This is a genomic window from Mesorhizobium sp. M8A.F.Ca.ET.207.01.1.1 (genome assembly GCF_004794715.1).
Classification (GTDB): Bacteria; Pseudomonadota; Alphaproteobacteria; order Rhizobiales; family Rhizobiaceae; genus Mesorhizobium.
This window is the reverse complement of sequence record NZ_SRUS01000005.1, coordinates 411,966-437,603: the sequence shown is the minus strand read 5'-3', so window position 1 is coordinate 437,603 and position 25,638 is coordinate 411,966. Positions and strand designations below refer to the sequence as shown.

At 63.9% G+C, this 25,638-nt stretch carries 22 protein-coding genes; 18 read left to right on the top strand and 4 right to left on the bottom strand.

Annotation, left to right across the window (positions count from 1 at the left end; all coding sequences use genetic code 11):
• Positions 1 to 8: 8 nt before the first annotated feature.
• The 3 genes from EN850_RS17565 to EN850_RS17555 form a co-directional block, all read right to left on the bottom strand.
• Positions 9 to 1,388, bottom strand: coding sequence for an aspartate aminotransferase family protein (locus EN850_RS17565; protein ID WP_127870499.1), 1,380 nt, complete (start codon positions 1,386 to 1,388; stop codon positions 9 to 11).
• A 32-nt stretch (positions 1,389 to 1,420) separates the two neighbouring features.
• Positions 1,421 to 2,914 carry an NAD-dependent succinate-semialdehyde dehydrogenase gene (locus EN850_RS17560; protein WP_136091880.1) on the bottom strand — a complete coding sequence of 498 codons (1,494 nt, stop codon included), beginning with the start codon at positions 2,912 to 2,914 and terminating at the stop codon, positions 1,421 to 1,423.
• Between the two features lie 129 nt (positions 2,915 to 3,043).
• A complete protein-coding gene (locus tag EN850_RS17555) occupies positions 3,044 to 3,535 on the bottom strand; it encodes an Lrp/AsnC family transcriptional regulator (protein ID WP_127870501.1) in 492 nt (163 codons plus the stop codon).
• 83 nt (positions 3,536 to 3,618) lie between these two features.
• Here EN850_RS17555 and EN850_RS17550 point away from each other — a divergent pair, with 83 nt between their 5' ends.
• The 13 genes from EN850_RS17550 to EN850_RS17490 all read left to right on the top strand — a co-directional run bounded on the left by EN850_RS17550 (position 3,619) and on the right by EN850_RS17490 (position 17,803).
• Positions 3,619 to 5,004 carry a PLP-dependent aminotransferase family protein gene (locus EN850_RS17550; protein WP_136091879.1) on the top strand — a complete coding sequence of 462 codons (1,386 nt, stop codon included), beginning with the start codon at positions 3,619 to 3,621 and terminating at the stop codon, positions 5,002 to 5,004.
• A 183-nt stretch (positions 5,005 to 5,187) separates the two neighbouring features.
• A complete protein-coding gene (gene ehuA, locus EN850_RS17545) occupies positions 5,188 to 5,979 on the top strand; it encodes an ectoine/hydroxyectoine ABC transporter ATP-binding protein EhuA (RefSeq protein WP_127279510.1) in 792 nt (263 codons plus the stop codon).
• Between the two features lie 64 nt (positions 5,980 to 6,043).
• The gene (gene ehuB / locus EN850_RS17540) at positions 6,044 to 6,895 is read left to right on the top strand and encodes an ectoine/hydroxyectoine ABC transporter substrate-binding protein EhuB (protein WP_135916082.1); all 852 of its coding nucleotides are present in this window, start codon (positions 6,044 to 6,046) and stop codon (positions 6,893 to 6,895) included.
• 166 nt (positions 6,896 to 7,061) lie between these two features.
• Entirely contained in the window at positions 7,062 to 7,721 is a 660-nt protein-coding gene (gene ehuC / locus EN850_RS17535) for an ectoine/hydroxyectoine ABC transporter permease subunit EhuC (RefSeq protein ID WP_127870504.1), read from the top strand.
• A gap of 34 nt (positions 7,722 to 7,755) precedes the next feature.
• Positions 7,756 to 8,415 (top strand): ectoine/hydroxyectoine ABC transporter permease subunit EhuD, encoded by a 660-nt coding sequence (gene ehuD, locus EN850_RS17530; protein WP_127870505.1) that lies wholly within the window; start codon positions 7,756 to 7,758, stop codon positions 8,413 to 8,415.
• A 3-nt stretch (positions 8,416 to 8,418) separates the two neighbouring features.
• A complete protein-coding gene (gene eutA / locus EN850_RS17525; RefSeq protein WP_136091878.1) occupies positions 8,419 to 9,198 on the top strand; it encodes an ectoine utilization protein EutA in 780 nt (259 codons plus the stop codon).
• Between the two features lie 5 nt (positions 9,199 to 9,203).
• Positions 9,204 to 10,196: a hydroxyectoine utilization dehydratase EutB gene (gene eutB, locus EN850_RS17520; RefSeq protein WP_136091877.1), complete on the top strand. Its 993-nt coding sequence runs from the start codon at positions 9,204 to 9,206 to the stop codon at positions 10,194 to 10,196.
• Complete coding sequence (eutC, locus tag EN850_RS17515) at positions 10,193 to 11,185, top strand: ectoine utilization protein EutC (protein ID WP_136091876.1); 993 nt, start codon at positions 10,193 to 10,195, stop codon at positions 11,183 to 11,185. Before eutB ends, eutC begins: the two co-directional genes overlap by 4 nt.
• Before the next feature lie 135 nt (positions 11,186 to 11,320).
• Positions 11,321 to 12,499, top strand: coding sequence for an ectoine hydrolase DoeA (gene doeA, locus EN850_RS17510; protein WP_136091875.1), 1,179 nt, complete (start codon positions 11,321 to 11,323; stop codon positions 12,497 to 12,499).
• A 5-nt stretch (positions 12,500 to 12,504) separates the two neighbouring features.
• Positions 12,505 to 13,506, top strand: a complete 1,002-nt coding sequence (doeB, locus tag EN850_RS17505) for a N(2)-acetyl-L-2,4-diaminobutanoate deacetylase DoeB (RefSeq protein ID WP_136091874.1) — start codon at positions 12,505 to 12,507, stop codon at positions 13,504 to 13,506.
• Between the two features lie 174 nt (positions 13,507 to 13,680).
• The gene (locus EN850_RS17500; protein WP_189591162.1) at positions 13,681 to 14,349 is read left to right on the top strand and encodes a GntR family transcriptional regulator; all 669 of its coding nucleotides are present in this window, start codon (positions 13,681 to 13,683) and stop codon (positions 14,347 to 14,349) included.
• Positions 14,350 to 14,454: 105 nt separating this feature from the next.
• A complete protein-coding gene (locus tag EN850_RS17495) occupies positions 14,455 to 15,243 on the top strand; it encodes a DeoR/GlpR family DNA-binding transcription regulator (protein WP_136091873.1) in 789 nt (262 codons plus the stop codon).
• Positions 15,244 to 15,325: 82 nt separating this feature from the next.
• Positions 15,326 to 17,803 carry an FAD-dependent oxidoreductase gene (locus EN850_RS17490; RefSeq protein ID WP_136091872.1) on the top strand — a complete coding sequence of 826 codons (2,478 nt, stop codon included), beginning with the start codon at positions 15,326 to 15,328 and terminating at the stop codon, positions 17,801 to 17,803.
• A gap of 50 nt (positions 17,804 to 17,853) precedes the next feature.
• Here EN850_RS17490 and EN850_RS17485 read toward each other — a convergent pair whose 3' ends face one another.
• Complete coding sequence (locus tag EN850_RS17485; RefSeq protein ID WP_127870513.1) at positions 17,854 to 18,723, bottom strand: LysR substrate-binding domain-containing protein; 870 nt, start codon at positions 18,721 to 18,723, stop codon at positions 17,854 to 17,856.
• A gap of 263 nt (positions 18,724 to 18,986) precedes the next feature.
• Between EN850_RS17485 and EN850_RS17480 the strand changes: the two genes are divergently transcribed.
• The 5 genes from EN850_RS17480 to EN850_RS17455 all read left to right on the top strand — a co-directional run bounded on the left by EN850_RS17480 (position 18,987) and on the right by EN850_RS17455 (position 25,601).
• The gene (locus EN850_RS17480; protein ID WP_136091960.1) at positions 18,987 to 20,186 is read left to right on the top strand and encodes a 2-aminoethylphosphonate--pyruvate transaminase; all 1,200 of its coding nucleotides are present in this window, start codon (positions 18,987 to 18,989) and stop codon (positions 20,184 to 20,186) included.
• A 23-nt stretch (positions 20,187 to 20,209) separates the two neighbouring features.
• The gene (gene phnA / locus EN850_RS17475; RefSeq protein WP_136091871.1) at positions 20,210 to 21,469 is read left to right on the top strand and encodes a phosphonoacetate hydrolase; all 1,260 of its coding nucleotides are present in this window, start codon (positions 20,210 to 20,212) and stop codon (positions 21,467 to 21,469) included.
• 233 nt (positions 21,470 to 21,702) lie between these two features.
• Complete coding sequence (phnY, locus tag EN850_RS17465) at positions 21,703 to 23,160, top strand: phosphonoacetaldehyde dehydrogenase (RefSeq protein WP_136091870.1); 1,458 nt, start codon at positions 21,703 to 21,705, stop codon at positions 23,158 to 23,160.
• 70 nt (positions 23,161 to 23,230) lie between these two features.
• Positions 23,231 to 24,589 (top strand): aspartate aminotransferase family protein, encoded by a 1,359-nt coding sequence (locus EN850_RS17460; RefSeq protein WP_136091869.1) that lies wholly within the window; start codon positions 23,231 to 23,233, stop codon positions 24,587 to 24,589.
• Between the two features lies 1 nt (position 24,590).
• Positions 24,591 to 25,601 (top strand): NAD(P)-dependent oxidoreductase, encoded by a 1,011-nt coding sequence (locus EN850_RS17455; protein ID WP_136091868.1) that lies wholly within the window; start codon positions 24,591 to 24,593, stop codon positions 25,599 to 25,601.
• Positions 25,602 to 25,638: the final 37 nt, after the last annotated feature.

Sequence of the window (25,638 nt, the reverse complement as noted above, 5' to 3'; positions counted from 1 at the left end):
GGTCGGTCTCAGAGATTGGCGAATACGCTGTTCACGGCATCGGCGGTCTTGGCCACCACGATGTCGGCCTCCTCGCGGGTCAGGCACAGCGGCGGCGCGAAGCCAAGTATGTCGCCCTGCGGCATGGCGCGGCCGATGACGCCGCTGGCGGCAAGGGCCGTGGCGACCTGCGGTCCGATCTTGAGCGAAGGATCGAAGAAGACACGGTCGTCGCGATCCCTGACGAATTCCACCGCCGCCAGCATACCGTCGCCGCGCACCTCGCCGACGTGTTTGTGGCCGCCGACGGCCTTGGCCAGTTCGGCACGGAAATAAGCGCCGGTCTCGCCGGCATTCCGCACCAGGTCCATCTCATCGATTAGCTCGAGATTGGCGACGCCGGCTGCGACGCAGATCGGATGCGCCGAATAGGTCCAGCCATGGCCAAGCGAGCCGAGCTTGTCGGAACCCTGCACCAGAACCTGCCACATCTTGTCGGCGACGATGACGCCCGACAGCGGCGCGTAGGCCGAGGTCAGGCCCTTGGCGATGGTGATCAGGTCGGGCTTGATGCCGTAATGGTCGGAGCCGAACATGGTGCCCAACCGGCCGAAGCCCGTCACCACTTCGTCGGCGACCAGCAGCACGTCGTACTTTTTCAGCACCGCCTGGATTTTCTCCCAATAGCCGGCAGGCGGCGGCACGATGCCGCCAGTGCCGAGGATTGGCTCGCCGATGAAGGCGGCGACGGTTTCAGGCCCTTCGGCGAGGATCATCTCCTCCAGCTTGTCGGCGCAATGCTGCGAGAACTGTTCCTCGCTCATCGAGCGGTCGGCGCGGCGGAAATAATAGGGCGCCTCGGTGTGCAGGATCGGCGCGCGGGGCAGGTCGAAGGCATTGTGGAAGAGGTCCAGCCCCGTCAGCGATCCCGTCATCACGCCCGAGCCGTGATAGCCGCGCCAGCGCGAGATGATCTTCTTCTTCTCCGGCCGGCCCAGCACATTGTTGTAGTACCAGATCAGCTTGATGTTGGTTTCGTTGGCATCCGAACCGGACAGGCCGAAATAGACCCTCGACATGCCCTTCGGCGCGCGGTCGATGATCATCTTCGCCAATGTGATCGAGGCCTCGGTGCCGTGCCCGACATAGGCGTGGTAATAGGCGAGGTTCTTTGCCTGCGTGGCGATGGCGTCAGCGATCTTCTGGCGGCCATAGCCGACATTGACGCAATAGAGGCCGGCGAAGGCATCGATGCTCTTCCTGCCGTTGTTGTCCCAGACGGTGACGCCTTCGCCGCCGGCCATGATCCTTGTCGGCGATTCACCGCGAGCGTGCGTGCCCATATGGGTCGAGGGATGGAAGAAATGGTCGCGATCCCAGGCGGCGAGTTCGTTGGACTGGTCGAGCATTTTTTTTTACTCCTTGAAAATTCCAGTGTGGCCTACGCCACGTCGAGGCATAGATATTTGAGATCAGTGAAGGCCTCCAAGCCGTGGCGCGAGCCTTCGCGGCCGATGCCGGACTGCTTGACGCCGCCGAAGGGGATCGGCGCGCCGGTGATCTTCACACGGTTGATGGCGACCATGCCATAGTCGAGCGCGCGGCCCATACGCTGCTGGCGCGCGCCATTCTCGGTCACGACATAGGCGACGAGGCCATATTCGGTCGCATTGGCGCGGGCGATCACCTCGTCCTCGTCGTCGAAGGATGTGACGGCGGCGACCGGACCAAAGGTCTCCTCGCGCATGATCAGCGCTTCGTCGGCGACGTCGGCGAGCAGTGTCGGCTGGTAGAACAGCGGCCCGGCCTGATGCCGCTTGCAGCCGGCAAGGCAGCGCGCGCCAAGAGCCATGGCGTCAGCGACCTGCTCTTCGACCTTCTTGACAGCACGCTCATGCATTAGCGGCCCGATGTCGATGTCATCGCCGAGGCCATTGCCGGTCCGCAGCGCGTCTATGCGCTTGGCAAATGCGGCGCAGAAGCGGTCGTAGAGCGGACGCTGGACATAGATGCGGTTGGCGGCCAGGCAATCCTGGCCTGATGTGGCGAATTTGGCGTCGACGGCAATGGTCACCGCTTTGTCGATATCGGCATCGGCAAAGACGATCAGCGGCGCGTGGCCGCCGAGTTCCATGACCAGCCGCTTCATCGTCGGCGCACTTTGCGCGGCGATCAGCCGGCCGATCTCGGTCGAGCCCGTAAAACTCATGGCCCGCACGCGCGGATCTTCGCACATGCGTCCAACGATCGTCGCGGCCTTGCCTGTGACGATGTTGAAGACGCCGGCCGGCAACCCGGCGCGCTCGCCGAGTTCGGCCAGCGCCAGCGCCGAAAGTGGCGTCTCCGAGGAGGGATGCGCGACGATGGTGCAGCCGGCGGCAAGCGCCGCCGCCGCCTTGCGGGTCAACATGGCCGACGGAAAATTCCACGGCGTGACCACGCCGACGACACCGAGCGGTTCGCGCCGCACCATCATTTCCGCGTTCGGCAGATGGCTGGTGACGCTCTCGGCGTTGAGGCGCTTCGCTTCCTCGGCATACCATTCGATGAAGGAGGCGGCGTAGTCGATTTCGCCGAGCGACTCTTTGAGCGGCTTGCCCTGCTCAAGCGTCATCAGCAGAGCCAGATCAGCCTTGGCGGCGATGATCAGCTCGAACCATTTTCGCAGGATTTTCGAGCGCTCCTGCGGCAACAGCGTCCGCCAGGCCGGAAAGGCGCGCGCCGCGGCGTCGATGGCCTTTGTCGTCTGACGGCTGTCGAGTGCTGCGACGAAGGCGACGGTGGTGCCGGTCGCCGGATCGGTGACCTCGAAACTCTCGGCCGCATCGCTCGCCGTCCAATGGCCGTCGACGTAAGCGAGTTCGCGCAGCAGCCGGCGGTCGGCGAGCCGGTCGAGCGCTTCGTGGCGATGCGAGCGGGCGAAATGCGCGGACATGGTCGAAGCCTCCCGGTCGGTTTGATGCGAGGAGACTATCCTTCACCGGCAGACAGAGAGGCTGTTTGGGCGCCTGATCAGAGAGAGAATCTCTCTATTGCGCCGTGAGGGCAGCCCGTTTCTCCGGCGCTATGCCGATGCCGGCAACAGGTCCGCAATGGGCAGAGCGATATCATCCTTCACCGTCTTGATGACGATGTAGGTGAAGTAGCGGTCGATGCCGATCTCGCGATCGAGCAAGCCGTCGACCAGCCGCTGATAGGCGTCGATGTCGCGCGCCATCACCTTCAGCACATAGTCAACGCCGCCACCCACCGACCAGCAGGCGACGATCTCGGGGATATCGCGGATGACGCGCTCGAAGCGGTCGAAATCGGCCTGACGGTGGCTGGCCAGCGTCACCTCCATCAGCACTGTGGCGACAGGCGCCACGACGCGCATGGCGATGCGGGCGTGATAGCCCGAGACGATGCCGGCTTTTTCCAGCTTGCGCAGCCGCATCCAGCACGGCGTCGGCGACAGCCCGACCTGCTCGGCCAGCGCCAGCTTGGTGATGCGTCCGTCACGCTGGATGGCGTCGAGGATTTTGAGATCGATCGGGTCGAGTTTCGCAGCAGTCATCAGCGCTCACTTTTTCGTCCATCGTACCATGAGGGCGCATTATTTCGATTGTCAATTGCACTGATTTCGATCTCTAATAAGTCATGACATTGTGGCAACCCGATCCCGCGCTTATCCGCCGGCCAGCCTATCAATCATTGGCCGACCAGTTCGCGCGCGCCATCCATGACGGACGCCTGGCCAATGGCGCGAGGCTGCCGACGCATCGCCGGCTGGCGGACGATCTCAAGCTCTCGGTGCAAACGGTCAGCCGGGCCTATGAGGAATTGATCCGCCGCGGCCTGATTTCGGGCGAGATCGGGCGCGGCAGCTTCGTCCAGACACAGCGCCGCGAGCCGGACCCGCCCTATCTGCCCGAGCGCCTCGGTGAGGTCATCGACCTCTCGATCCTGAAACCGGTCTGCGAGCCGATGCATCTGGAGCGGATGAAGCAGGCGCTGGGCTGGCTTGCCGAAAACCTGCCGTCGAGTTCGGCACTGTCGTTCCGGCCAAACATGGTGTTCCCGCGCCACCGCGCCGTGGCGGTCGAATGGCTGAAACTGTGCGGCCTCGAAGCCTCCGCGCAGAACATCAGCCTGACCAATGGCGCCACCGCCGGCATGACGGTGGCGCTGATGAGCGTCGCGCCACCGGGCTCCACCGTTGCCACCGAGGCGATAGGCCATCACACGCTGGTGCCGCTCGCCCGCTATCTCGGTTTCAACCTCGAAGGCCTGCCGATCGACGAAAACGGCCTGATTCCGGAAGCGCTGGACGAGGCCTGCCGGCTGTCCGATATCCGCGCCGTATTCGTGCAGCCTTCGGTGATCAACCCGACCGCAACGCTCATGGATGCGGCGCGCCGTGAGCAGATCGCGGCGGTGGCGCGCAAGCATGACATCGCCATCATCGAGAACGATGTGCTCGGTCCCCTGGTCGAGGATCGACCGCCGCCGGTCGCTGCTTTCGCGCCGGAGCGGACGCTCTACGTCACCTCCTTCACCAAGATCACCGTGCCCGGCCTGCGCATAGGTTATCTCGCCGCGCCCGACCGTTACGTTGCGGCCGTCGCCAACCGGCATCTCGTCTCGAACTGGATGGCGACACCAATGGTGGCCGAGATCGCCACCAAATGGGTAACCGACGGCACCGCGATGGATCTGGTGCGCTGGCAGCGCGCGGCGTTGCGTCGCCGGCAGGATATCGCTGGCGAGGTACTGGCCGGCGTCGACTACCGTGCCCGTCGCGACGGATTGCATATCTGGCTGCAACTGCCGGCTGACCGTTTCGAGGAGAGCTTTGTCGCCCAGGCCCGGTTGCAAGGCGTGGCCATAGCGCCGGGCACCTCGTTCCGCATATCGGATGCGCCCTGGCATCCGGCAGTGCGCATCTCGCTGGGTTCGACCACCGAAGGGGAACTGCGCGCCGGTCTCGGCGTTGTCACCAAGCTCTTGCTTGGCGATCCGGAGCATCTGCTGCTCGCAATCTGAACACGCCACCCACTATCGCCAGGTGGTTCTGGGGCAACGGCATGCCCAAAAAGCCAGCTGTGATTGACCGGAAAATGTGCGCAATCAGAATAATTGTCATGATATTATTTTACCAATTGACATGATTTGGCGTGTTCCCCATCGTTAAGGGGCACCAAGCTTCTCCAGCACGGGGAAATTCATTTGTCCGCAACCGCCCCCATCATCAAGGTCGACGCCATCTCGAAGAGCTTCGGCGCCTTCAAGGTGCTGGACGGCTTGTCCATGCAGGTCATGCCGCGCGAGAAGCTGGCGCTGATCGGCCCCTCTGGCTCGGGCAAGACCACGATCCTGCGCATCCTGATGACGCTGGAGCGCATCGACGGCGGCCACATCCAGATCGACGGCGAGCAGCTCTACCACATGGAGCGCAACGGCCAGCTGCTGCCGGCCGACGAGCGGCATCTGGCAAAAATGCGCCAGAAGACCGGCATGGTCTTCCAGCTGTTCAACCTGTTTCCGCACAAGAGCGTCATCGACAATGTGACGCTGGCGCCGATGCTGACCAAGGGCACACCGCGCGCCGCTGCCGAAAAACGCGCGATGGAACTGCTCGACATGGTCGGCATGGCCGACAAGGCCAAGGCGATGCCGGCGCAGCTATCAGGCGGCCAGAAACAGCGCGTGGCGATCGCCCGCGCGCTCGCTTTGCAGCCGAAGATCATGCTGTTCGACGAGGTGACATCGGCGCTCGACCCGGAATTGGTCGAGGAAGTGCTCAACGTCTTGTGGCGGCTCTGCGCCGAGACCGACATGACCATGCTGCTGGTCACCCACGAGATGGGTTTCGCCCACGACTTCGCCGACCGGGTGCTGTTCTTCGATCGTGGCCGAATAGTCGAGGAAGGCAAGCCCGACGAGATTTTCCGCAATCCCAAGCAGGAACGCACGCAAGGGTTCCTGAAGAAGATCATCGCGGCCGGACACCGTGTCTGACCGCCATGCGGGCGTGCGAACCGCCCACAGGCAAACCAAGAAGAGAAACAAGGAGTTGGGAACAATGAAGAAACTTGGCATTTTGGCTGGCGTCGCCGGCCTTGCAATTGCGGCGGTGCTCGCGACATCGAGCGTAGGCTCGGCCGCGGACAAGAAGCTCGAACAGCTGAAGGCTCAAGGGTTCGCCCGCGTCGCCATCGCCAACGAGCCGCCTTATACGGCGGTCGCCGCTGACGGCAAGGTTTCGGGCGCGGCGCCCGACGTGGCGCGCGAGATTTTCAAGCGTCTCGGAGTGGCCGATATCGTCGCCTCGATCTCTGAGTATGGCGCGATGATCCCCGGCCTGCAGGCCGGCCGCTTCGACGTCGTCACCGCCGGCCTGTTCATGAAGCCGGAGCGTTGCGCTGCGGTCGCCTATTCCGAACCGGTCCTGTGCGACGCCGAGGCGATGCTGGTGAAGAAGGGCAATCCGAAAGGCTTCAAGAGCTACGAGGATGTCGCCAAGGACACGTCCGCCACGATCGGCGCGCCGGGCGGCGGCACCGAGGAGAAGCTGGCGCTCAACGCCGGCGTGCCGCGTGAACGTGTCATCGTCGTGCCGGATGGCCAGAGCGGGCTGAAGATGGTGCAGGACGGCCGCATCGACGCCTACTCGCTGCCCGTGCTCTCGATCAATGATCTGATGAAGAAGGCCGCCGATCCGAACCTCGAAGTCATCGCCCCGGTGCAGGGTGCGCCGGTCTATTGCGACGGCGCCGCCTTCAAGAAGGGCGACGAGGCGATGCGCGACGCCTTCGACGTCGAACTCGCCAAGATGAAGAAGTCGGGCGAGTTCGCCAAGATCATCGAGCCCTACGGTTTCTCCGCGGCGGCGGCGATGTCGACCACACGCGACAAGCTCTGCGCCGCGAAGTAGCGCTTCCTTTTTCCTTCTCCCCGTGAACGGGGAGAAGGTGGCCCGAAGGGCCGGATGAGGGGCAGCACAAGCTTTGCTTACGCTGGCACTGCCCCTCATCTGCCTGCCGGCATCTTCTTCCCGTTCAACGGGGAGAAGGAAGCTAACCGCCAACGTTGGAACCCAGATGACCCAGTGGTCCGGCTATTTCGGCCTGATATTGCAGGGAGCGCTTGTCACCATCGAACTGACGCTGATGGGGTCGGTGCTTGCCCTGATCATGGCCTTTCTTGCTGGCATGGGGCGCCTATCGCGCTTCTTCGTGCTGCGGGCCCTGGCAACGGCCTATATCGAATTCTTCCGTGGCACCTCGATCTTCGTGCAGCTGTTTTTCGCCTATTTCGTGTTGCCGCTGGTGGGTTTCGAGCTGACCCCGCTGCAGGCCGGCGTCTTGGCGCTGGGCTTGAATGTCGGCGCCTATGCCGCGGAGGTGGTGCGCGGCGCCGTGCAATCGATCGGCGGCGAACAGCATGAGGCCTGCATCGCGCTCAATCTGGGCCGCTGGCAAGGCATGCGCCATGTCATCCTGCCGCAAGCGTTTCTGGTGATGCTGCCGACCTTCGGCAACAATGCGATCGAGCTGCTCAAGGCGACATCGGTCGTCTCGCTGATCTCGCTCGCCGACCTGACCTTCCAGGCGCAGGTGGTGCGCGCCCAGACCGGCAACACTATGGTGCCATTCACCACCATTCTCGTCATCTATTTCATCCTGGCCTTGCTCATCTCGTGGGGTGTGCGCTCGCTGGAACGCCGCATGGCGCGCGGCCTCGACGGAGTGCGCGTCTGATGGCCAGCGCATTCCTGATGAATTGGGTCCGCTGATGGATTGGGATTGGGATTTTGTCCGGCAGATCCTGCCGACGTTAATCCAGGGGGTGAAGATCACCATCCTGGCGACGTTGCTCGGTTCGGTGCTGGCGGCGATCGTCGGCTTGGGCATCGCGCTGGCGCGCCGCTCGCCCAACAAGGCGGTGTCGCGCACTGTCGGCTGGGTGGCCGAATTCATCCGCGGCACACCGCTCCTGGTGCAGCTCTATTTCATCTTCTATGTGCTGCCCGACATCGGCATCCTGCTGCCGCCGCTGGTCGCCGGCGTCATCGGGCTCGGGCTGCATTACGGCACCTACACGGCGGAGGTCTACCGCGCCGGCATCGACAATGTGCCGCGTGGCCAGTGGGAAGCCGCCAAGGCGTGCAATCTCAGCGCCCGGCAGACCTGGTCCCACATCATCATCCCGCAGGCCATTCCGCCGATGATCCCGGCATTGGCCAACTACTTCATCGCCATGTTCAAGGAGACGCCGCTGCTCTCGGCGATCACCGTGCTGGAACTGATGAACCAGGCAAAAAGCGTCGCCAACACCTATTATCGCTACCTCGAGCCGATCACGCTTGTCGGCGCCTTCTTCCTCGCCATCAGCCTGATCTCGGTCGTGCTGCTGCGCTGGCTGGAACGCCGTTACGGCAAGATCGAAAGATAAAAGATGAAGCCTTTGCCCCAGATCAAGCTTGTGCCCAACCGGCCAGCGCTCGATGAGCGTCCGCTGGAGCGGCGCGTTGGCCTCATCATCCTGGCCACCGACCATACGACCGAGCCGGATTTTCGCCGCATGGTGGCGAGCGAACGGATCGGCGTCTATGTCGCGCGCATCCCCTATGCCAATCCGACGACGCCTGAGAACTTGCGCAAGATGCAGCCGGCGCTGACGGCGGGCGCGGCCTTGATCCTGCCTGACGAGCCGCTCGACGCCGTCTGCTATTCCTGCACATCGGCCTCGGTGGTGATTGGCGATGCCGAGATCGAGACAGCGATCCAGGCCGCCAAGCCAGCCGTGCCCGTCGTCACGCCAACAATGGCCGGCGTGCGCGGGCTGAACGCGTTCGGCGTGCGCCGGATCAGCATCCTCACGCCCTACACCATGGAAACCGCCAGGCCGATGGCGACCTATTTCGCCGAACGCGGCTTCGAAATCCTAGGCTTTACCTGTCTCGGCTTCGAGGACGATCGCGAGATGGCGCGCATTGCCCCAGCGGCCCTTGTCGATCTGGCGCGCCAGGCAATGCATCCGCAGGCCGATGCGCTGTTCGTGTCCTGCACGGCGCTGCGCGGTGCGCTCGCGGTCACCGGCATGGAACAGGCGATCGGCCGCCCGGTGGTGACCAGCAACCAGGCGACCGCCTGGAATTGTCTGCGCCTTTGCGGCGATGAGACGGCCCATCCTGAATTTGGCAGTCTGATGACGCTGCCCTTGCCGCGCGGCTGACGACCATGGCGACAGTGACCCTTGGCGATATCCTTGACGCGCGCGAGCGAATTGCCGGCAAGGTCGAGCGCACATCGATCGTGCTTTCGGCGAGTCTTTCCGAACGACTGGGCGTGCCTGTTCATCTCAAGCTCGAGCATCGCCAGACCACCGGCAGCTTCAAATTGCGCGGTGCATCCAACGCCGTTGCATCGCTCGATGCCGAGGAGAAGGCGCGCGGCGTCGTCGCGGCATCGACCGGCAATCATGGCCGCGCGCTCGCCCACGCGGCGAAGCTCGAGGGCATGCGCGCGGTGATCTGCATGTCTCGGCTGGTACCCAAGAATAAGCTGGACGAAATCCGCCGCCTCGGCGCGGAAGTCCGTATTGTCGGCAACAGCCAGGACGATGCCCAGCAGGAGGTGGAGCGGCTGGTGGCGGAGGAGGGGCTTGTCATGCTGCCGCCCTTCGACCATCCCGCGATCATCGCCGGGCAAGGCACGCTCGGGCTGGAGATGATCGAGCAGGTCCCGGATGCCGCTCTGGTGCTGGTGCAACTCTCCGGAGGTGGCTTAGCCTCGGGTGTAGCGGCCGCAATCAAAGGCGTTAGCCCCGGCACAAAGATAGTCGGCGTGTCGATGGCGCGCGGCGCCGCGATGAAGGCGAGCCTCGATGCGGGCCGTCCCGTCTTGGTGGAGGAACTGCCGACGCTGGCGGATTCGCTCGGCGGGGGCATCGGCCTCGACAACCGGCTGACCTTCGCCATGAGCCGAGACCTGCTCGACGATGTCGTCCTGCTCAGTGAGGACGAAATCGCCGCCGGCATTCGCCATGCCTATGAACTGGAACGCGAGATCGTCGAAGGAGCAGGTGCGGTAGGCATCGCGGCGCTGCTCGCCGGCAAGGTCAGGGCGGAGGGGCCGGTGGTGGTTCTGCTTTCCGGCCGCAACATCGACATGGAACTGCACAGGAAGATCGTCTGCGGGGAAATGCCATCGATTTCGGAGCGCGCCGCATGAGCAGGATGACCATCCTCACCGAAGCTGAACTGCGCACGATCGTGACGCTCGATCTCGACGCCGTCGCTTGCGTCGAGAATGCTTTCCGCGCGCTGGCAACATTGCCGGTGGCCATGCCGCCGATCCTGCGCCTCGACATCGCCGAGCATCGCGGCGAGGTCGACGTGAAGTCCGCCTATGTACCCGGTATCGACGGCTTCGCCGTCAAGATCAGTTCCGGCTTCTTCGACAATCCAAAGCTCGGTCTGCCAAGCGGTGGCGGCATGATGGTGCTGCTTTCGGCAAAGACCGGTGTGGTCGACGCCTTGCTGCTCGACAATGGCTATCTCACCGACGTCCGCACCGCCGCCGCCGGCGCCGTCGCGGCCAAACACCTGTCGCGAGAGGACTCGTCCGTCGCCGCGATCTTCGGCGCCGGCGTCCAGGCCGGGCTACAGCTCCAAGCCCTGATGCTGGTGCGGCCGATCACGCGGGCCCGCATCTGGGCGCGCGATGCCGCCAAGGCGGAGACGGCCGCGGCCGCCTTGCGCGAAAGGCTCAGCATCGACGTGGGCGCTGTATCAGACGCAGCCAACGCTGTCGCCGGCGCCGACATCATCGTCACCACCACGCCGTCGACCGAGCCGCTGATCAAGGCCGGGTTTGTCTCGGCCGGCCAGCACATCACCGCCATGGGGTCCGACGCCGAGCACAAGAACGAGATCGCGCCGGCGATCCTGCGCATGGCCGATCTGTACGTCGCCGACAGCGCGAAGCAGACGCAGCGGCTGGGCGAACTGCACCATGCCATCGCCGCCGGCGTGATGGCAGCCGGTGCCGAGGTCACCGAACTTGGCCAGATCATCGCCGGCGAAAAACACGGTAGGCGCTCGGCCAGCGACATCACCATCGCTGACCTGACCGGCACCGGCGTGCAGGACACTGCGATCGCCACGCTCGCCCGCGACCGCGCGCTGGCGGCCAATGCCGGAACCATTTTCGAAAGCTGATCCTGGCCGCGGGAGCATGATCTGGAAAAGTGGCAACCGGTTTTCCGACCAGATCGTGCTCCGACAAAACAATACCTGGAGACAGATTCACGAAGTTGAAGCGGGTTCCAGGCCCAACAAACGAGGACCAACAAAATGCAGCCGAACCTGAAATTCTCGCGAAGCGAATACGCGGATCGCCTCGCCAAGACGCGCAAGGCGATGGAAGCCAAAGGCGTCGATCTCCTTGTTATCAGCGATCCATCCAACATGGCCTGGCTGACTGGATATGACGGCTGGTCCTTCTATGTGCATCAGGCGGTCATCGTGCCGCCGTCGGGCGAGCCGGTGTGGTATGGCCGTGGCCAGGACGCCAACGGCGCCAAGCGCACTGCTTATCTCGCGCATGACAACATCGTCGGCTATGCCGACCACTATGTGCAGTCGACAGAACGCCACCCGATGGACTTCCTGTCCAGCGTGCTGAGCGATCGCGGCTGGGGCAAGCTTGTCGTCGGTGTCGAGATGGACAATTACTGGTTCTCCGCCGCCGCCTTCGCCTCCTTGCAGAAGCATCTGCCCAACGCCCGCTTCGTCGACGCCACCGCGCTGGTCAACTGGCAGCGCGCGGTGAAGAGCCCGACCGAGATCGACTATATGCGCAAGGCCGCCCGCATCGTCGAGGCGATGCACCATCGCATCTTCGACAAGATCGAGGTCGGCATGCGCAAATGCGATCTGGTCGCCGAGATCTACGATGCCGGCACCCGCGGCGTCGACGGCATCGGCGGCGACTACCCCGCGATCGTGCCACTGCTGCCGTCAGGCGCGGACGCCTCGGCGCCGCACCTGACCTGGGACGACAAGCCGATGAAGCGGGGCGAGGGCACCTTCTTCGAGATCGCCGGCTGCTACAACAGGTACCACTGCCCGCTGTCGCGCACCGTCTTCCTCGGCAAACCGACGCAGGAATTCCTCGATGCCGAGAAGGCGACGCTGGAAGGCATGGAAGCAGGTCTTGCCGCCGCCAGGCCGGGCAACACATGCGAGGACATCGCCAACGCCTTCTTTGCCGTCCTGAAGAAATACGGCATCGTCAAGGACAACCGCACCGGCTATCCGATCGGTATTTCCTATCCGCCGGACTGGGGCGAACGCACCATGAGCCTGCGTCCCGGCGACCGCACCGAGCTCAAGCCCGGCATGACCTTCCATTTCATGACCGGCCTTTGGCTGGAGACAATGGGGCTGGAGATCACCGAGTCCATCCTGATCACCGAAACCGGTGTGGAGTGCCTGGCCAATGTGCCGCGCAAGCTGGTGGTGAAGGATTGAGCCCGATGTCCAGTCATCGCCCGTCGCCGATCGCGCCGACCGTCGATTTCGATCGCGACGGCGTCCAGCATGGTTTCCTGCGCTTGCCCTATAGCCGCGACGACTCGGCCTGGGGCTCGGTGATGATCCCGATCTGCGTTATCCGCAACGGCAAGGGGCCGGCGGCACTGCTGACCGGCGGCAACCATGGTGACGAGTATGAGGGGCCGCTGGCGCTCTACGAACTCGCCCGAACGCTCGATCCCAGCCAGGTCAGCGGCACGGTGATCATCGTGCCGGCGATGAACTATCCGGCTTTTCGGGCCGGCACGCGCACCTCGCCGATCGACAAGGGCAACATGAACCGCAGCTTTCCCGGCCGGCCGGACGGTACGGTGACGCAGAAGATCGCCGATTATTTCCAACGCGAGTTGCTTCCCCGCGCCGACATCGTCTTCGACTTCCATTCCGGTGGCAGGACGCTGGATTTCGTGCCGTTTTGCGCTGCTCACACCTTGCCCGACAAGGCACAGGAGCAGAAAGCCTTTGCGGCGGTGGCGGCATTCTCAGCGCCGTTCTCGATGCGCATGACCGAGATCGATGCGATCGGCATGTACGACACGGCGGCCGAAGAGATGGGCAAGGTCTTCGTTACCACCGAGCTCGGCGGCGGCGGCACATCGCGAGCCGAAACGGTGCGGATCGCCCGGCGCGGCATCCTCAACGTGTTGCGTCACGCCGGTATCGTCGCCGGGGCGGTCGAGACGGGCAAAACCCAGTGGCTGGACATGCCCTCGGGAGATTGCTTCTGCTTTGCCGAGGACGACGGCATGATCGAAACCATGGTCGATCTTGGTGAGCCTGTCGAAGAAGGCGCGGTACTGGCCCGCATCCATTCCACCGGCCGCACCGGCGTTGCTCCGCGGGAGATCCGGGCGAAAATGTCGGGCATGCTGGCGGCACGGCATTTCCCCGGACTGGTCAAGGCAGGCGACTGCGCCGCGGTGGTCGCCGTGAAGGTCGATTGACTGACGTGATTTCTCCGCCCGGACCAAACCGGGCGGACCCAGCCATCGACGGCTTCTCGTGTCGCTCTTCGGCCAGAAACCAAACCGCTCTCGTACACGGGGATACTTATATCGCCGGATGTTTTCCACTAGGCTGGCGATCGCGTGGCATGGGAGTATCGATTGCGCGGATTTATGGAAGGCCTGATCGAGAGGCCGCAGACGGTGGCGGAACAGGTCGCCAATGTGTTGCGCGAGGCTATAGCCAGCGGATCGCTGAAGGCAGGCACCACGCTGCGTCAGGATGAACTGGCCGAGCAGTTCGGCTTCAGCCGCATGCCCATCCGGGACGCGCTTCGCCAATTGGAGGCGGAAGGCATTGTTTCCATTCATCCCACGAAGGGCGCGCATGTCGCCGGGATGGACGGTGCCGAGATCGCCGAAATCTACGCGGTGCGCGAATTGCTCGAATGCGAGGCGCTCCGGCTGTCCGTTCCGGCCCTGCCCGGCGCCAAGCTTGAAGAAGCCGAGCAGGTGCTCGACCAGATCGACGCGGAGCGCAATGCGGGCCGCTGGGGCGCCCTGAACAGGGCCTTTCACCTGTCGCTCTACGATGCCTGCGGCAACCGCCGTTTGCTTGACCTGATCGAGGCGCATCACAACGCGGCCGACCGTTATGTCCGCATCCTGCTGTCGAACCTCGACTACCGCACCCGCTCGCAGACAGAGCATCGCGATCTGCTGGCCGCTTGCCGGCGGCGTGACGAGAAGAAGGCCGTGAGCGTTCTGAGGCAGCATCTTCGCGAAGGCAGCGACACACTCGTCAATGCCATAGAGGGTGGCGGACTGTCGCGAAAATCCTAAGCCCGAGGGGCAGCGCCGTCCGCGATCGATGCCATGGCGCGCGGTTGCCAGCGGGGCGGTTCGCTGCCACATATTGCAACATCAACGCTCGACATAAGGATCGCCATGTCTCCCGTCAGCCACCTGCCGGCACGTGCCCTTGCCCCGCGCCGCCATGATGAGATCCTGCGGCGGCTGGGCGCCCAGGGCTCCGTCAGCGTCGCCGAACTGGCCGGGTTCTTCGATGTCTCGCGCGAAACCATCCGCCGCGATTTGAAGCTGCTTTCGGACCAGGGCAGGCTCGGCATCGTGCATGGCGGAGCCGCCCGCTTCGAGCCGAGCGAGCCGGCGATGAGCTTGCGCAGCCAGGAAAATGCGGCCGGCAAAGCGGCGATCGGCAGGGCGGCCGCCAGGCTGATCAGGGATGGCATGGTCGTCTTTCTCGATTCCGGCACCACCACCTTGGCCGTCGCGCATGCCATGTCGGAACTTCGCGACCTCACCATCTGCACGGCTAGCCTGAAGATAGCGCTGCATCTGTGCCACATCCCTGGCATGCGCGTGCACATGCTGGGCGGCGAGGTCGACCCCGGCGAGGAGGCGGCTTCCGGCATCGACACGCTCGATGCCATGGCCCGCTTTCGCGTCGACATCGCCTTTCTCGGCGGCGGAGCGCTATCTCCGGACGGGGAGGTGACCGATTTCACCCGCGCCGGGGCCGAGCAGCGCGGCCGCATGATCGCCCTTGCCGGCAAGGCCTATTTCGTGCTCGACGCCAGCAAGTTCGGCAAGCTGACGCCGCTCAGGATTCCGAATTTCGAACGTGCCGCCGGGGTGATCGTCGATGCCAATCCCGAACCCGCGGTTGCCGAAGCGCTTTCGCAAAAGGGTCCAGAACTCATCGTCGCGGCTTGATGTGATATTTTGTGACTTTATGAGTTGATATTTGGTTTTCTCGTGCTAATGTCCCGGCCATCCTTCAAATGGCGGAACGCTCATGGCCCATGAATTTCCCACCCAGGCTCGAATCGTCATTGTCGGCGGCGGCATCATTGGGTGCTCGGTCGCCTACCATCTGACAAAACTCGGCTGGACCGATGTTGTCCTGCTCGAACAGGGGCAACTCAGCGGCGGCACCACTTGGCACGCGGCTGGTCTTGTCGGCCAGTTGCGCAGCCATTCCAACATGACCAGCCTGATCCGCTATTCCACGCAGCTCTACAGCGAACTGGAGGCCGAGACCGGTCTTGCCACCGGCTGGAAGAATTGCGGCTCGCTGTCTGTTGCGCGCACGGCCGACCGTATGACGGTGCTGAAGCGCACGGCTGCGTCGGCGCGCGCCCAAGGGGTCGAGATCGACGTCATCTCGCCCAGGGAGGCCGGCGATATGTGGCCTGTCATGGCGATCGACGATCTCGTCGGCGCTGTCTGGCTGCCCGGAGACGGCAAGGCCAATCCCACCGATCTCACGCAATCGCTGGCCAAGGGCGCGCGCAACGGCGGCGCCAAAATCTTCGAGCGGGTCAAGGTCACTGGTATCAGCGTCAGGAACGGCGCCGCTTGCGGTGTCGAGACCGACCATGGCGACATCGCCGCCGAGATCGTCGTCAACTGCGCCGGCCAATGGGCGCGCAAGGTCGGGCTGATGTGCGGCGTGTCGGTGCCGCTTCACTCGGCCGAGCACATGTACATCGTCACTGGCCGGATAGAAGGCGTGCATCCGGATCTGCCCGTCATGCGCGACCCCGATGGCTTCATCTACTTCAAGGAAGAGGTCGGCGGCCTGGTCATGGGCGGCTTCGAGCCGCATGCCAAGCCGTGGGGCATGAACGGCATTCCCGAAAATTTCGAGTTCGCGCTGCTGCCGGATGATTGGGACCAGTTCGAGATCCTGATGGAAAACGCTCTGGTGCGCGTGCCGCAACTGGCCGAGGCCGAGGTCAAGAAATTCTACAACGGTCCCGAAAGCTTCACGCCGGACAACAATTTCCTCCTCGGCGAGGCGCCGGAGCTGAAGAATTTCTATGTCGGCGCCGGCTTCAATTCGATGGGCATTGCCAGTGCCGGTGGCGCCGGCAGGGCGCTGGCCGAATGGATCGTCAACGGCGCGCCGACCATGGATCTGTGGCCGGTCGACATCAGGCGCTTCGCCTCGTTCAACAACAATCCGCGCTGGCTGCATGACCGGGTCAAGGAGACGCTCGGCCTGCACTACGCGATGCCATGGCCGAACCGCGAACTGGATACCGCACGGCCATTCCGCCGTTCGCCGCTTTACGACCGGCTTGCCGCCAAGGGCGCGTGCTTCGGCTCCAAGATGGGTTGGGAGCGCGCCAACTGGTTTGCGGGTCCAGGGGAGACAGCCGGGAACGACTATGCCTTCGGCCGCCAGAACTGGCATGAGGCGGTGCAACGCGAGATGAAGGCGACGCGCGAAGCCGTCGCCGTCTTCGACCAGACCTCCTTCGCCAAGCTTCTTGTCCAGGGGCGCGACGCCTGTGCCGTGCTGAACCGGATCTGCGCCGGCGACATCGATGTGCCGGTCGGCACGTCGGTCTACACCGGCGTGCTCAATGCGCGCGGCGGTTACGAAAGCGATCTCACCGTGATGCGGCTTGGCGCGGAAAAATTCCTCATCGTCACCGGCTCCGCCCAGGCCGTCCACGACGCCGACTGGATCGTCAAGAACATCCTGGCGGACGCGCATGCCATTCTGACCGACGTCACCTCGGCTTACGCGGTACTGGCGTTGATGGGGCCGCGTTCGCGCGACCTCCTGGGCAAACTGTCTTCGGCGGATCTTTCCAATGCCGGCTTCCCCTTTGCCACCATCCGCGAAATCGATATCGGCTATGCCACAGCCTACGCCAACCGCATGACCTATGTCGGTGAGCTCGGCTGGGAACTGATCGTGCCGACCGAATTCGCGGTCGGCGTCTACGAGGCGCTGCATGAAGCCGGTCGTGAATTCGGCCTTGCCGACGCCGGCTACTACGCGCTCGATGCCTTGCGCATCGAAAAGGGTTTTCGCGCCTGGGGTCGCGAGTTGACGCCTGATATCAACCCGTGGCAGGCCGGCCTTGGCTTTGCCGTCGCGATGGACAAGCCGGGCGGCTTCATCGGCCGTGATGCGCTTGCCGCCGCGAAATCCTCGTCGGCGCCGACCAGGCGCATCGTGTTGTTCACCCTTAATGATGCCGAGCCGATGCTGTGGGGCGGCGAGCTGATCCTGCGCGACGGCAAGCCGGTCGGCGAGGTGCGCTCGGCTGCCTACGGCCACACACTCGGCCGTTCGGTGGCGCTCGGGCTGATCGAGCACGAAGCGGGCGTCGATGCTTCATTCCTGGCCAACGGCCGTTTCGAGATCGATCTTGCCGGCGTGCGCCATGCGGTTACCGCGCATTTGCGCAGCCCCTATGATCCGAAGTCGGAGCGGGTGAAGGCCGATGCAGTGGAGATCAAGGTCGCGGCTTAAAGCATGATCCCGAAAAATGGGAACCGGTTTTCGGAAGAGATCATGCTCAATTAGTCCGCCGACATCGAGCGCGCCATGTCGAGAAAGGCGCGCACCAGTTTGCCGCCGCTGCGCTCGCGCAGGCAGATCAGCGCCTCGTCCATCAAGGTCTCGGGCGCATCGATGGTGATCGGGACGAGCCTCGAATCTTGGCCGAATTCGGCCGCCGAGACAAAGCCGATGCCGGCGCCCGAGGCGACGATCTCGCGCACGGCTTCGCGGCCCTCGGCCTCGATCACCGGCCTGAGCTCGACCTTCGACGCCGCGGCCAGGTCTTCGAGCTTCTGGCGCGTCTTCGAACCGCGCTCGCGCATGACCAGCGATTCCTGCGCGAGCTGCTTGAGCGTCAGCGATTTTTTCCCTGCCAAAGGATGGTCGATCGAGGTGAAGGCGATGATCGGCGTCGAGTTCAGTTTCAGCACCTCGAAATCGCGCCCGGCGGGCACCTCGCCCAGCACGCCGATGTCGGCATCGTAGCTGTAGAGGCTGCTGATCACCGTCTCGGTGTTGCCGGCGCGCACCGAGACCTGTACGCCGGGATAGCGGGCCCGGAAGCTGCCGAGGATGTGAAGCAGGTGGTGCGCTGCATCGGCGACGATGCGCAGCGTGCCGGAACGCAAAGCGCGCGACTCGGTCAGGAGCTCGAGCGCCTGTTGCTCGGTATCGAACATGCGGTGGGTTATTTCGAGCAGCTTCTGGCCCGAATGGGTCAGCGTGACCTGTTTCTTGTTCCGATTGAACAGCAGCACGTCATACTCTTCCTCGAGCTTGCGCACCTGGTCCGATATCGCCGGCTGGGTCAGGAAAAGCGCTTCGGCCGCCCGCGAAAAGCCGCCGGAGATCGCCACCTGATGAAAGGCTCGCAGCTGAACATAGCGCATCCTGTGTGCCTTTCGGGTCTCGAAGCCGCCTGCACCTTATCATAAGCCTGGCTAGCCAAAAGGAAGGAATAAACGATTCCGCTAATGTCTGGGGATGAACCCTACCGCGTTCACAGCCGTGTCATGAGCGGCATGCAGCCTGTCCAATGCAGTTCATCATCGTTCTAATCGATACGTCGATACAAAATAACGATTTTACAAATACGTCGTCCGGACCAACAATGGCGCCACATCAAAAAAGCAGCGACCTGTCGGAGGACATCATGCTCGCCGAGACGAAATTTGCCGCGGAGCCGCTGGCCAGGCCGGCCCTGGGCGAGCCTTACCTTTTGACCCCCGGGCCGCTCACCACGGCCTATTCGGTCAAGCAGGCGATGTTGCGCGACTGGGGATCCTGGGACGGCGACTTCCGCGCCATGACATCAGACATGCGCCGCCGCCTGCTGGCGCTGACCGGCGACACGAAAGGCGAGTTCGACTGTGTGCCGATGCAAGGCAGCGGCTCCTTCTGCGTCGAGGCGATGCTGGGCTCGTTCGTGCCCAGGGATGGCAAGGTTCTGGTGCTGGCCAATGGGGCCTACGGCCTGCGCGCCGCGCAGACCATGCAATATCTCGGCCGCGCCTATACGCTGATCGACAAGGGCGACTACCTGCCGCCGCGCGGCGACGAGGTGGCGGCCGCGCTTGAGGCTGATCCTGCGATCACGCATGTCATCGCCATTCATTGCGAGACCAGTTCCGGCATTTTGAACCCTGTCGCCGAGATCGCCGAAGCCGTCCATGCCAAGGGCCGCAAGCTGCTGGTCGATTCCATGAGCGCCTTCGGCGCCGTCGCGCTCGACGTCAACGAAATCCGCTACGAGGCGATGGTGTCCTCAGCCAACAAATGCATCGAGGGCGTGCCCGGCTTCGGCTTCATCATCGCCCGCAAGAGCGAACTCGAAGCAGCCAAGGGGCGCAGCCATTCCCTGTCGCTCGACGTTCACGCGCAATGGGCGCACATGAACAAGACCGGCCAGTGGCGCTACACGCCGCCGACGCATGTCGTCGCCGCCTTCCTGGAGGCGCTGCGCCAGCACGAGGCCGAAGGTGGCGTCGCCGGCCGTGGCGCCCGCTATGTCAAGAACCGCGACGTCATGGTGGCGGGCATGCGCGAACTCGGCTTCGAGACGCTGCTTAGGGACCGCTGGCTGTCGCCGATCATCGTCACCTTCTTCAACCCGGCCCACGCCAACTTCGCCTTCGATCGTTTCTACGAACTGATGAAGGACAAGGGCTTCATCATCTATCCCGGCAAACTGACGGTCGTGGATTCCTTCCGCGTCGGCTGCATCGGCCAGATGGACGAACATGTCATGCGCCGCGTCGTCGAGGCGGCGGCGCAATCGCTTGATGAAATGGGCGTCGACACCGCCGCTCCACCCGCGGCGGCAATCGCCGAGCGCGCCAAACTCGCCGCCTGAGCGGCCGTTTTCGAGGATTTTTGATGAACCAGATGTCTTCCATCAACGTCGCGGTCAATGGCCGCACCTACGCCTGGCCGCGCGTGCCGGCCATCGCCATCTGCCTTGACGGCTGCGAGCCGGCCTATCTTGACGAGGCGATCAGGGCCGGGCTGATGCCGGCCCTGGTCAGGATCAAGCAGAAGGGCACGGTGCGCTTTGCGCACTCGGTCATTCCGAGCTTCACCAACCCCAACAATTTGTCGATCGCCACCGGTCGCCCGCCCTCGGTGCACGGCATTTGCGGCAACTATCTCTACGAGCGCGAGACCGGCAAGGAAGTGATGATGAACGACCCGCGCTTCCTGCGCGCGCCGACCATTTTCCAGGCCTTCTACGATGCCGGCGCCAAGGTCGCGGTGGTGACCGCCAAGGACAAGCTGCGTGCGCTGCTCGGCAAGGGCCTCGCCTTCGACGAAGGCCGCGCTCTGTGCTTCTCGGCGGAAAAGTCGGACACCACGACAGTGGCCGAGCACGGCATCGACAATGCCTCGAAGCATTTCGGTCTGCCGGTGCCGGAAGTCTATTCGGCCGAACTGTCGGAATTCGTCTTCGCCGCCGGCGTTCAGCTGCTCAGGGAATTCCGCCCCGACATCATGTACCTGACGACGACCGATTATGTGCAGCACAAATATGCGCCCGGCGTGCCACAGGCCAACGCCTTCTACGAAATGTTCGACAAGTACTTGACCGAGCTCGATGCGCTGGGCGCGGCGATCGTCGTCACCGCCGACCATGGCATGAAGCCCAAGCACAAGGCGGACGGTTCGCCCGACGTCGTCTACGTCCAGGATATTCTCGACGAATGGCTGGGCAAGGACGCCGCCCGCGTCATCCTGCCGATCACCGACCCCTATGTCGTGCATCACGGCGCTCTCGGCTCTTTCGCCACCGCCTACTTGCCTGATGGCGCTGATCAGGCCGGCATCATGGCGCGGCTGGCCAAGATCGACGGCATCATGCTGGTCGTCGACAGCCCTGATGCCTGCGAGCGTTTCGAACTGCCGGCCGACCGCATCGGCGACATCGTGCTGATCTCGACGGAGAACAAGACGATCGGCACCAGCGAGCACAGGCACGATCTGGCGGCCCTCAACGAACCGCTGCGCTCGCATGGTGGCCTGACTGAGCAGAAAGTACCGTTCATCGTCAATCGCGTGCTGCCGGACCTGCCGAACGAGCCGACATTGCGCAATTTCGACGCCTTCTACTATGCGACGATGGCGGCGGCGCTGGCAGGCTGAGCGCTGATGTCGACCCCCACTCCGTCGAGCTTCGCTCGACACCTCTCCCCCGATCGACGGGGGAGAGGAAAGCCGCCCAGCCGATTGCGCCGCGCTTTGGGCCGTAAACGACTAAGCGCTGACCTTGCCGAACTTCCTCTCCCCCGTCGATCGGGGGAGAGGTGGCCCGGAGGGCCGGAGTGGGGGGCGATCCTCCGCCGCAACGCGCCCATAAATCTGCTGGAGCAGAGCCTATGACCAAACTCGATACGTCCATCAGAGTCCGCCACGAGCCGATGCGCATTGCGGGGCGCAAGGTCCGCGCCGACGACGTCGTCCCCGTCCACTACCCCTATACCAATGCTGTGGTCGGCACCGTGCCAGCCGGCCGTGCCGAGCATGCGCGAAAAGCTTTCGAGATCGCCGCCGGCTACCGGTCGAAGCTGACCCGCTACGAGCGCCAGCAGATCCTGTTCCGCACGGCGGAAGCACTGGCGTCGCGCCGGGTAGAAATTTCCGATCTCATCACGCTCGAGCTCGGCATCTCCAAGACGGATTCGCTCTACGAAGTCGGCCGCGCCTATGACGTGTTCACGCTGTCGGCGCAGATGTGCATCCAGGACGATGGCCAGATCTTCTCCTGCGACCTCACCCCGCACGGCAAGGCGCGCAAGATCTTCACCACCCGCGAGCCGCTGAAGGCGATCTCGGCGATCACCCCTTTCAACCACCCGCTCAACATGGTCTCGCACAAGGTGGCGCCGGCGATCGCCACCAATAATTGCGTGGTGGTGAAGCCGACCGAACTGACGCCGATGACGGCGCTGCTTTTGGCCGACATCCTTTATGAAGCCGGCCTGCCGCCGGAAATGCTGTCGGTGGTGACCGGCTGGCCGGCCGACATCGGCAACGAGATGATCACCAACCACAACATCGATCTGATTACCTTCACCGGCGGCGTGCCGGTCGGCAAGATGATCGCCCGCACCGCCGGCTACAAACGCCAGGTGCTGGAACTCGGCGGCAACGATCCGCTGATCATCCTCAACGACCTCTCCGACGACGATCTGGCCAAGGCTGCCGATCTCGCGGTCGCCGGCGCGACGAAGAATTCCGGCCAGCGCTGCACGGCGGTCAAGCGTATCCTGGTCCAGGAAAGCGTCGCCGACCGTTTCGTACCGCTGGTGCTGGAGCGCGCGAAAAAAATCCGCTTCGGCGACCCGATGGACCGTTCCACCGATCTCGGCACCGTTGTGCACGAGAAGGCGGCGGCACTGTTCGAAACCCGCGTCCACATGGCCGCCGAGCAGGGGGCTGACATTCTTTACAATCCGGGTCGCCAGGGCGCGCTGCTTCCGCCGATCGTCGTCGACCGCGTGCCGCACTCATCCGAACTGGTGATGGAAGAGACGTTCGGGCCGATCATCCCCATCGTGCGCGCGCCGGACGATGACGATGCACTGATCGCGCTCTCCAACTCGACCGCCTTCGGCCTGTCGTCGGGCGTCTGCACCAACTCCTTCCCCCGCATGCAGAAATACATTGCCGGCTTGCAGGTCGGCACCGTCAACATCTGGGAAGTGCCGGGCTACCGCATCGAGATGTCGCCCTTCGGCGGCATCAAGGATTCGGGCAATGGCTACAAGGAAGGCGTCATCGAGGCGATGAAGAGCTACACCAATGTGAAGACATTTTCGCTGCCCTGGTCGTGACCGGGCAGCATCGACCGGCAGACATCGAGGGGGCGTTCCACGCTCCCTCATTCGCGTTTCGGAGATAATGATGGCCGCGATATCCGAGCTTGTGCATACAGAGGGCGATTCCAACACCACGGCGGCGCGCGGCCGCTGGGATGCCGGCCAGGACGGTCCCCGCATTCGCGGCCTGCTTGACCGCGATGCCGCCGCCTTCATGCACCAGAGCCTGTCCAGCCCTTGCCTTTCGACGATCGCCAAGGCTGAAGGCATCTGGATCGAGGACACCGCCGGCCGCCGTTTCATGGATTTCCATGGCAACAGCGTGCATCACCTCGGCTATGGCCACCCGAAGCTGGTGGCGGCGATCAAGAAGCAGCTCGACGAACTCTGCTTCGCGCCGCGCCGCTTCACCTGCGAGCCCGCCGTCGAACTGGCCGAGAGACTGGCGGCTCTCGCGCCAGGCGATCTCGGCAAGGTGCTGTTCACCACCGGCGGCTCGGATGCCATCGAGGTCGCGCTGAAGATCGCGCGCGCTGCCACCGGCCGTTTCAAGACGGTGTCGTTCTGGGACGCCTTCCATGGCGCCGGCTTCGGTGCGGCAAGCGTCGGCGGCGAGGCGACTTTCCGGTCGCATATATCAGGCCCGATGATGACCGGCACCGAGCATGTCGCGCCCTGGGACGGCTACCGCTGCCCTTACGGCCACGACACCCTGGAAGCCTCGGGGCTGGCATGCGCCAACATGATCGCCTATGTGCTTGGCCGCGAGCAGGATGTGGCGGCGGTCGTTGCCGAGCCGATGCGCGCGACGCCCAATCCGCCGCCGCCCGGTTTCTGGAAGCGGGTGCGCGAGGCCTGCGACAGGCATGGCACGCTGCTGATCTTCGACGAGATTCCGACCGGCCTCGGCAAGACCGGAAAATTCTTCGCCCACGAACATGACGGCGTTACGCCCGACATCGTCGTCCTCGGCAAGTCGCTGGGCGGCGGCATCCTGCCGATCGCCGCCGTCATCGCGCGCCGCGACCTCGACGTCACCGGCGGCTTTGCCATTGGTCACTACACCCATGAGAAGAACCCGGTGACGACGCGCGCCGCGCTGGCGACCATCGACATCATCCTGGAGGACGGGCTGGTCGAGCGTTCGGCCGAACTTGGACGGCATATGCTTGGACGCATGCAGGACCTGATGGCGCGTTCGCCCCATGTCGGCGATGTCAGGGGCAGGGGACTGATGGTCGGGGTCGAACTCGTCGAGGATCGCGCCTCGCGCCAGCCGGCACGCGACCTCGCCGAACGCGTCTTCTACGCCTGCCTGGAACAGCGACTGAGCTTCAAGGTCAGCCAAGGCAACGTGCTGACACTCTCGCCGCCATTGGTCATTTCAAAGACCGATCTCGACCGGGCGCTCGACATCGTCGAGGCCGCGGTGCTGGCGGCCTGACATGAAGGCCGTCCGCACAGATCGCGAACTCGAATGTCCTGAAATCGATGCCGGCTTGCGGGCGAGGGGCGTCGACCTGGTGACGTTGCCGGACGGCATTCCCGAAGCCGATCTCATAAAAGCAGTGGCCGACGCCGACCTTCTCTTGATGTGCTACACGCCGATCACCGCGCGGGTGATAGACGCGGCGCCAAGGCTGAAGGGCATCGTGAAATATGGCGTTGGTATCGATGCAATCGACATCGCCGCCGCGATGAGGCGTGGTATTCCCGTGGTCAACGTGCCCGAATATGCCGAGGAAACCGTTGCCGAAGGCGCCTTTGCGCTGATGATCGCGCTCGCCAAGCGGCTGCCTGCGATCACGCAGGCAATGTCGCGCGATGGCTGGATCTGGCCCGAGCAACGCTGGCTGGGGCGTGATATTTCCGGCGCCACGCTTGGGCTCGTCGGTTGTGGCAAGATCGGCCGCAGCATGGCGCGCATGGCAGGCCAGGGATTTCGCGCGCGCGTGCTTGGCTTTGATCCCGCTGTCGATGCAGCGACAATGCGCGCCGCCGGCATAGAGAAGGCCGACGACCTCGATGCCATGCTGGGCGCATGCGATTTCGTTTCCATCCATTGCGTGCTGAACGACCAGACACGCGGCCTGATCGGCAAGCATGAGCTCGCCTGCCTCAAACCCTCGGCCATCATCGTCAATGTCTCGCGCGGTGCGTTGATCGATGAGGCGGCCCTCGTCGAGACGATCGTTGCCGGGCGCATCGGTGGTGCCGGGCTCGATGTCTATTCGGCGGAGCCGCTGTCGAAGTCAGGCCATCCGATGAGCGCGCTGTTCGGTCGCGACAATGTGATCCTGTTTCCGCATCTCACCTTCTTCACGCACGAGGCGATGCGCCGGCTCGAGGACGACACGCTCGCGCGCTGTTTCGAGATTCTCGAAGGCCGGCCGGTGACCGTCCGTTCGCATGATCCGCGATTGCGGGCGCAGACGGCAGGTATTGTGTTCGGCTGATAAGCGAGATTTTTCAAGCTGATAGCTGCCTTCGGCG

What these genes read in the sequence shown, in the direction of transcription:
- EN850_RS17550 (WP_136091879.1), top strand. Translation starts at nt 3,619, where the DNA reads ATGACATTGTGGCAACCCGATCCCGCGCTTATCCGCCGGCCAGCCTAT.
- EN850_RS17460 (WP_136091869.1), top strand. Translation starts at nt 23,231, where the DNA reads ATGGCCGCGATATCCGAGCTTGTGCATACAGAGGGCGATTCCAACACC.
- eutC (WP_136091876.1), top strand. Translation starts at nt 10,193, where the DNA reads ATGAGCAGGATGACCATCCTCACCGAAGCTGAACTGCGCACGATCGTG.
- EN850_RS17485 (WP_127870513.1), bottom strand. Translation starts at nt 18,723, where the DNA reads ATGCGCTATGTTCAGCTGCGAGCCTTTCATCAGGTGGCGATCTCCGGC.
- eutA (WP_136091878.1), top strand. Translation starts at nt 8,419, where the DNA reads ATGAAGCCTTTGCCCCAGATCAAGCTTGTGCCCAACCGGCCAGCGCTC.
- EN850_RS17490 (WP_136091872.1), top strand. Translation starts at nt 15,326, where the DNA reads ATGGCCCATGAATTTCCCACCCAGGCTCGAATCGTCATTGTCGGCGGC.
- phnA (WP_136091871.1), top strand. Translation starts at nt 20,210, where the DNA reads ATGAACCAGATGTCTTCCATCAACGTCGCGGTCAATGGCCGCACCTAC.
- EN850_RS17565 (WP_127870499.1), bottom strand. Translation starts at nt 1,388, where the DNA reads ATGCTCGACCAGTCCAACGAACTCGCCGCCTGGGATCGCGACCATTTC.
- ehuC (WP_127870504.1), top strand. Translation starts at nt 7,062, where the DNA reads ATGACCCAGTGGTCCGGCTATTTCGGCCTGATATTGCAGGGAGCGCTT.
- EN850_RS17560 (WP_136091880.1), bottom strand. Translation starts at nt 2,914, where the DNA reads ATGTCCGCGCATTTCGCCCGCTCGCATCGCCACGAAGCGCTCGACCGG.
- EN850_RS17495 (WP_136091873.1), top strand. Translation starts at nt 14,455, where the DNA reads ATGTCTCCCGTCAGCCACCTGCCGGCACGTGCCCTTGCCCCGCGCCGC.
- ehuD (WP_127870505.1), top strand. Translation starts at nt 7,756, where the DNA reads ATGGATTGGGATTGGGATTTTGTCCGGCAGATCCTGCCGACGTTAATC.
- EN850_RS17455 (WP_136091868.1), top strand. Translation starts at nt 24,591, where the DNA reads ATGAAGGCCGTCCGCACAGATCGCGAACTCGAATGTCCTGAAATCGAT.
- ehuB (WP_135916082.1), top strand. Translation starts at nt 6,044, where the DNA reads ATGAAGAAACTTGGCATTTTGGCTGGCGTCGCCGGCCTTGCAATTGCG.
- EN850_RS17500 (WP_189591162.1), top strand. Translation starts at nt 13,681, where the DNA reads ATGGAAGGCCTGATCGAGAGGCCGCAGACGGTGGCGGAACAGGTCGCC.
- EN850_RS17555 (WP_127870501.1), bottom strand. Translation starts at nt 3,535, where the DNA reads ATGACTGCTGCGAAACTCGACCCGATCGATCTCAAAATCCTCGACGCC.
- phnY (WP_136091870.1), top strand. Translation starts at nt 21,703, where the DNA reads ATGACCAAACTCGATACGTCCATCAGAGTCCGCCACGAGCCGATGCGC.
- eutB (WP_136091877.1), top strand. Translation starts at nt 9,204, where the DNA reads ATGGCGACAGTGACCCTTGGCGATATCCTTGACGCGCGCGAGCGAATT.
- doeB (WP_136091874.1), top strand. Translation starts at nt 12,505, where the DNA reads ATGTCCAGTCATCGCCCGTCGCCGATCGCGCCGACCGTCGATTTCGAT.
- EN850_RS17480 (WP_136091960.1), top strand. Translation starts at nt 18,987, where the DNA reads ATGCTCGCCGAGACGAAATTTGCCGCGGAGCCGCTGGCCAGGCCGGCC.
- doeA (WP_136091875.1), top strand. Translation starts at nt 11,321, where the DNA reads ATGCAGCCGAACCTGAAATTCTCGCGAAGCGAATACGCGGATCGCCTC.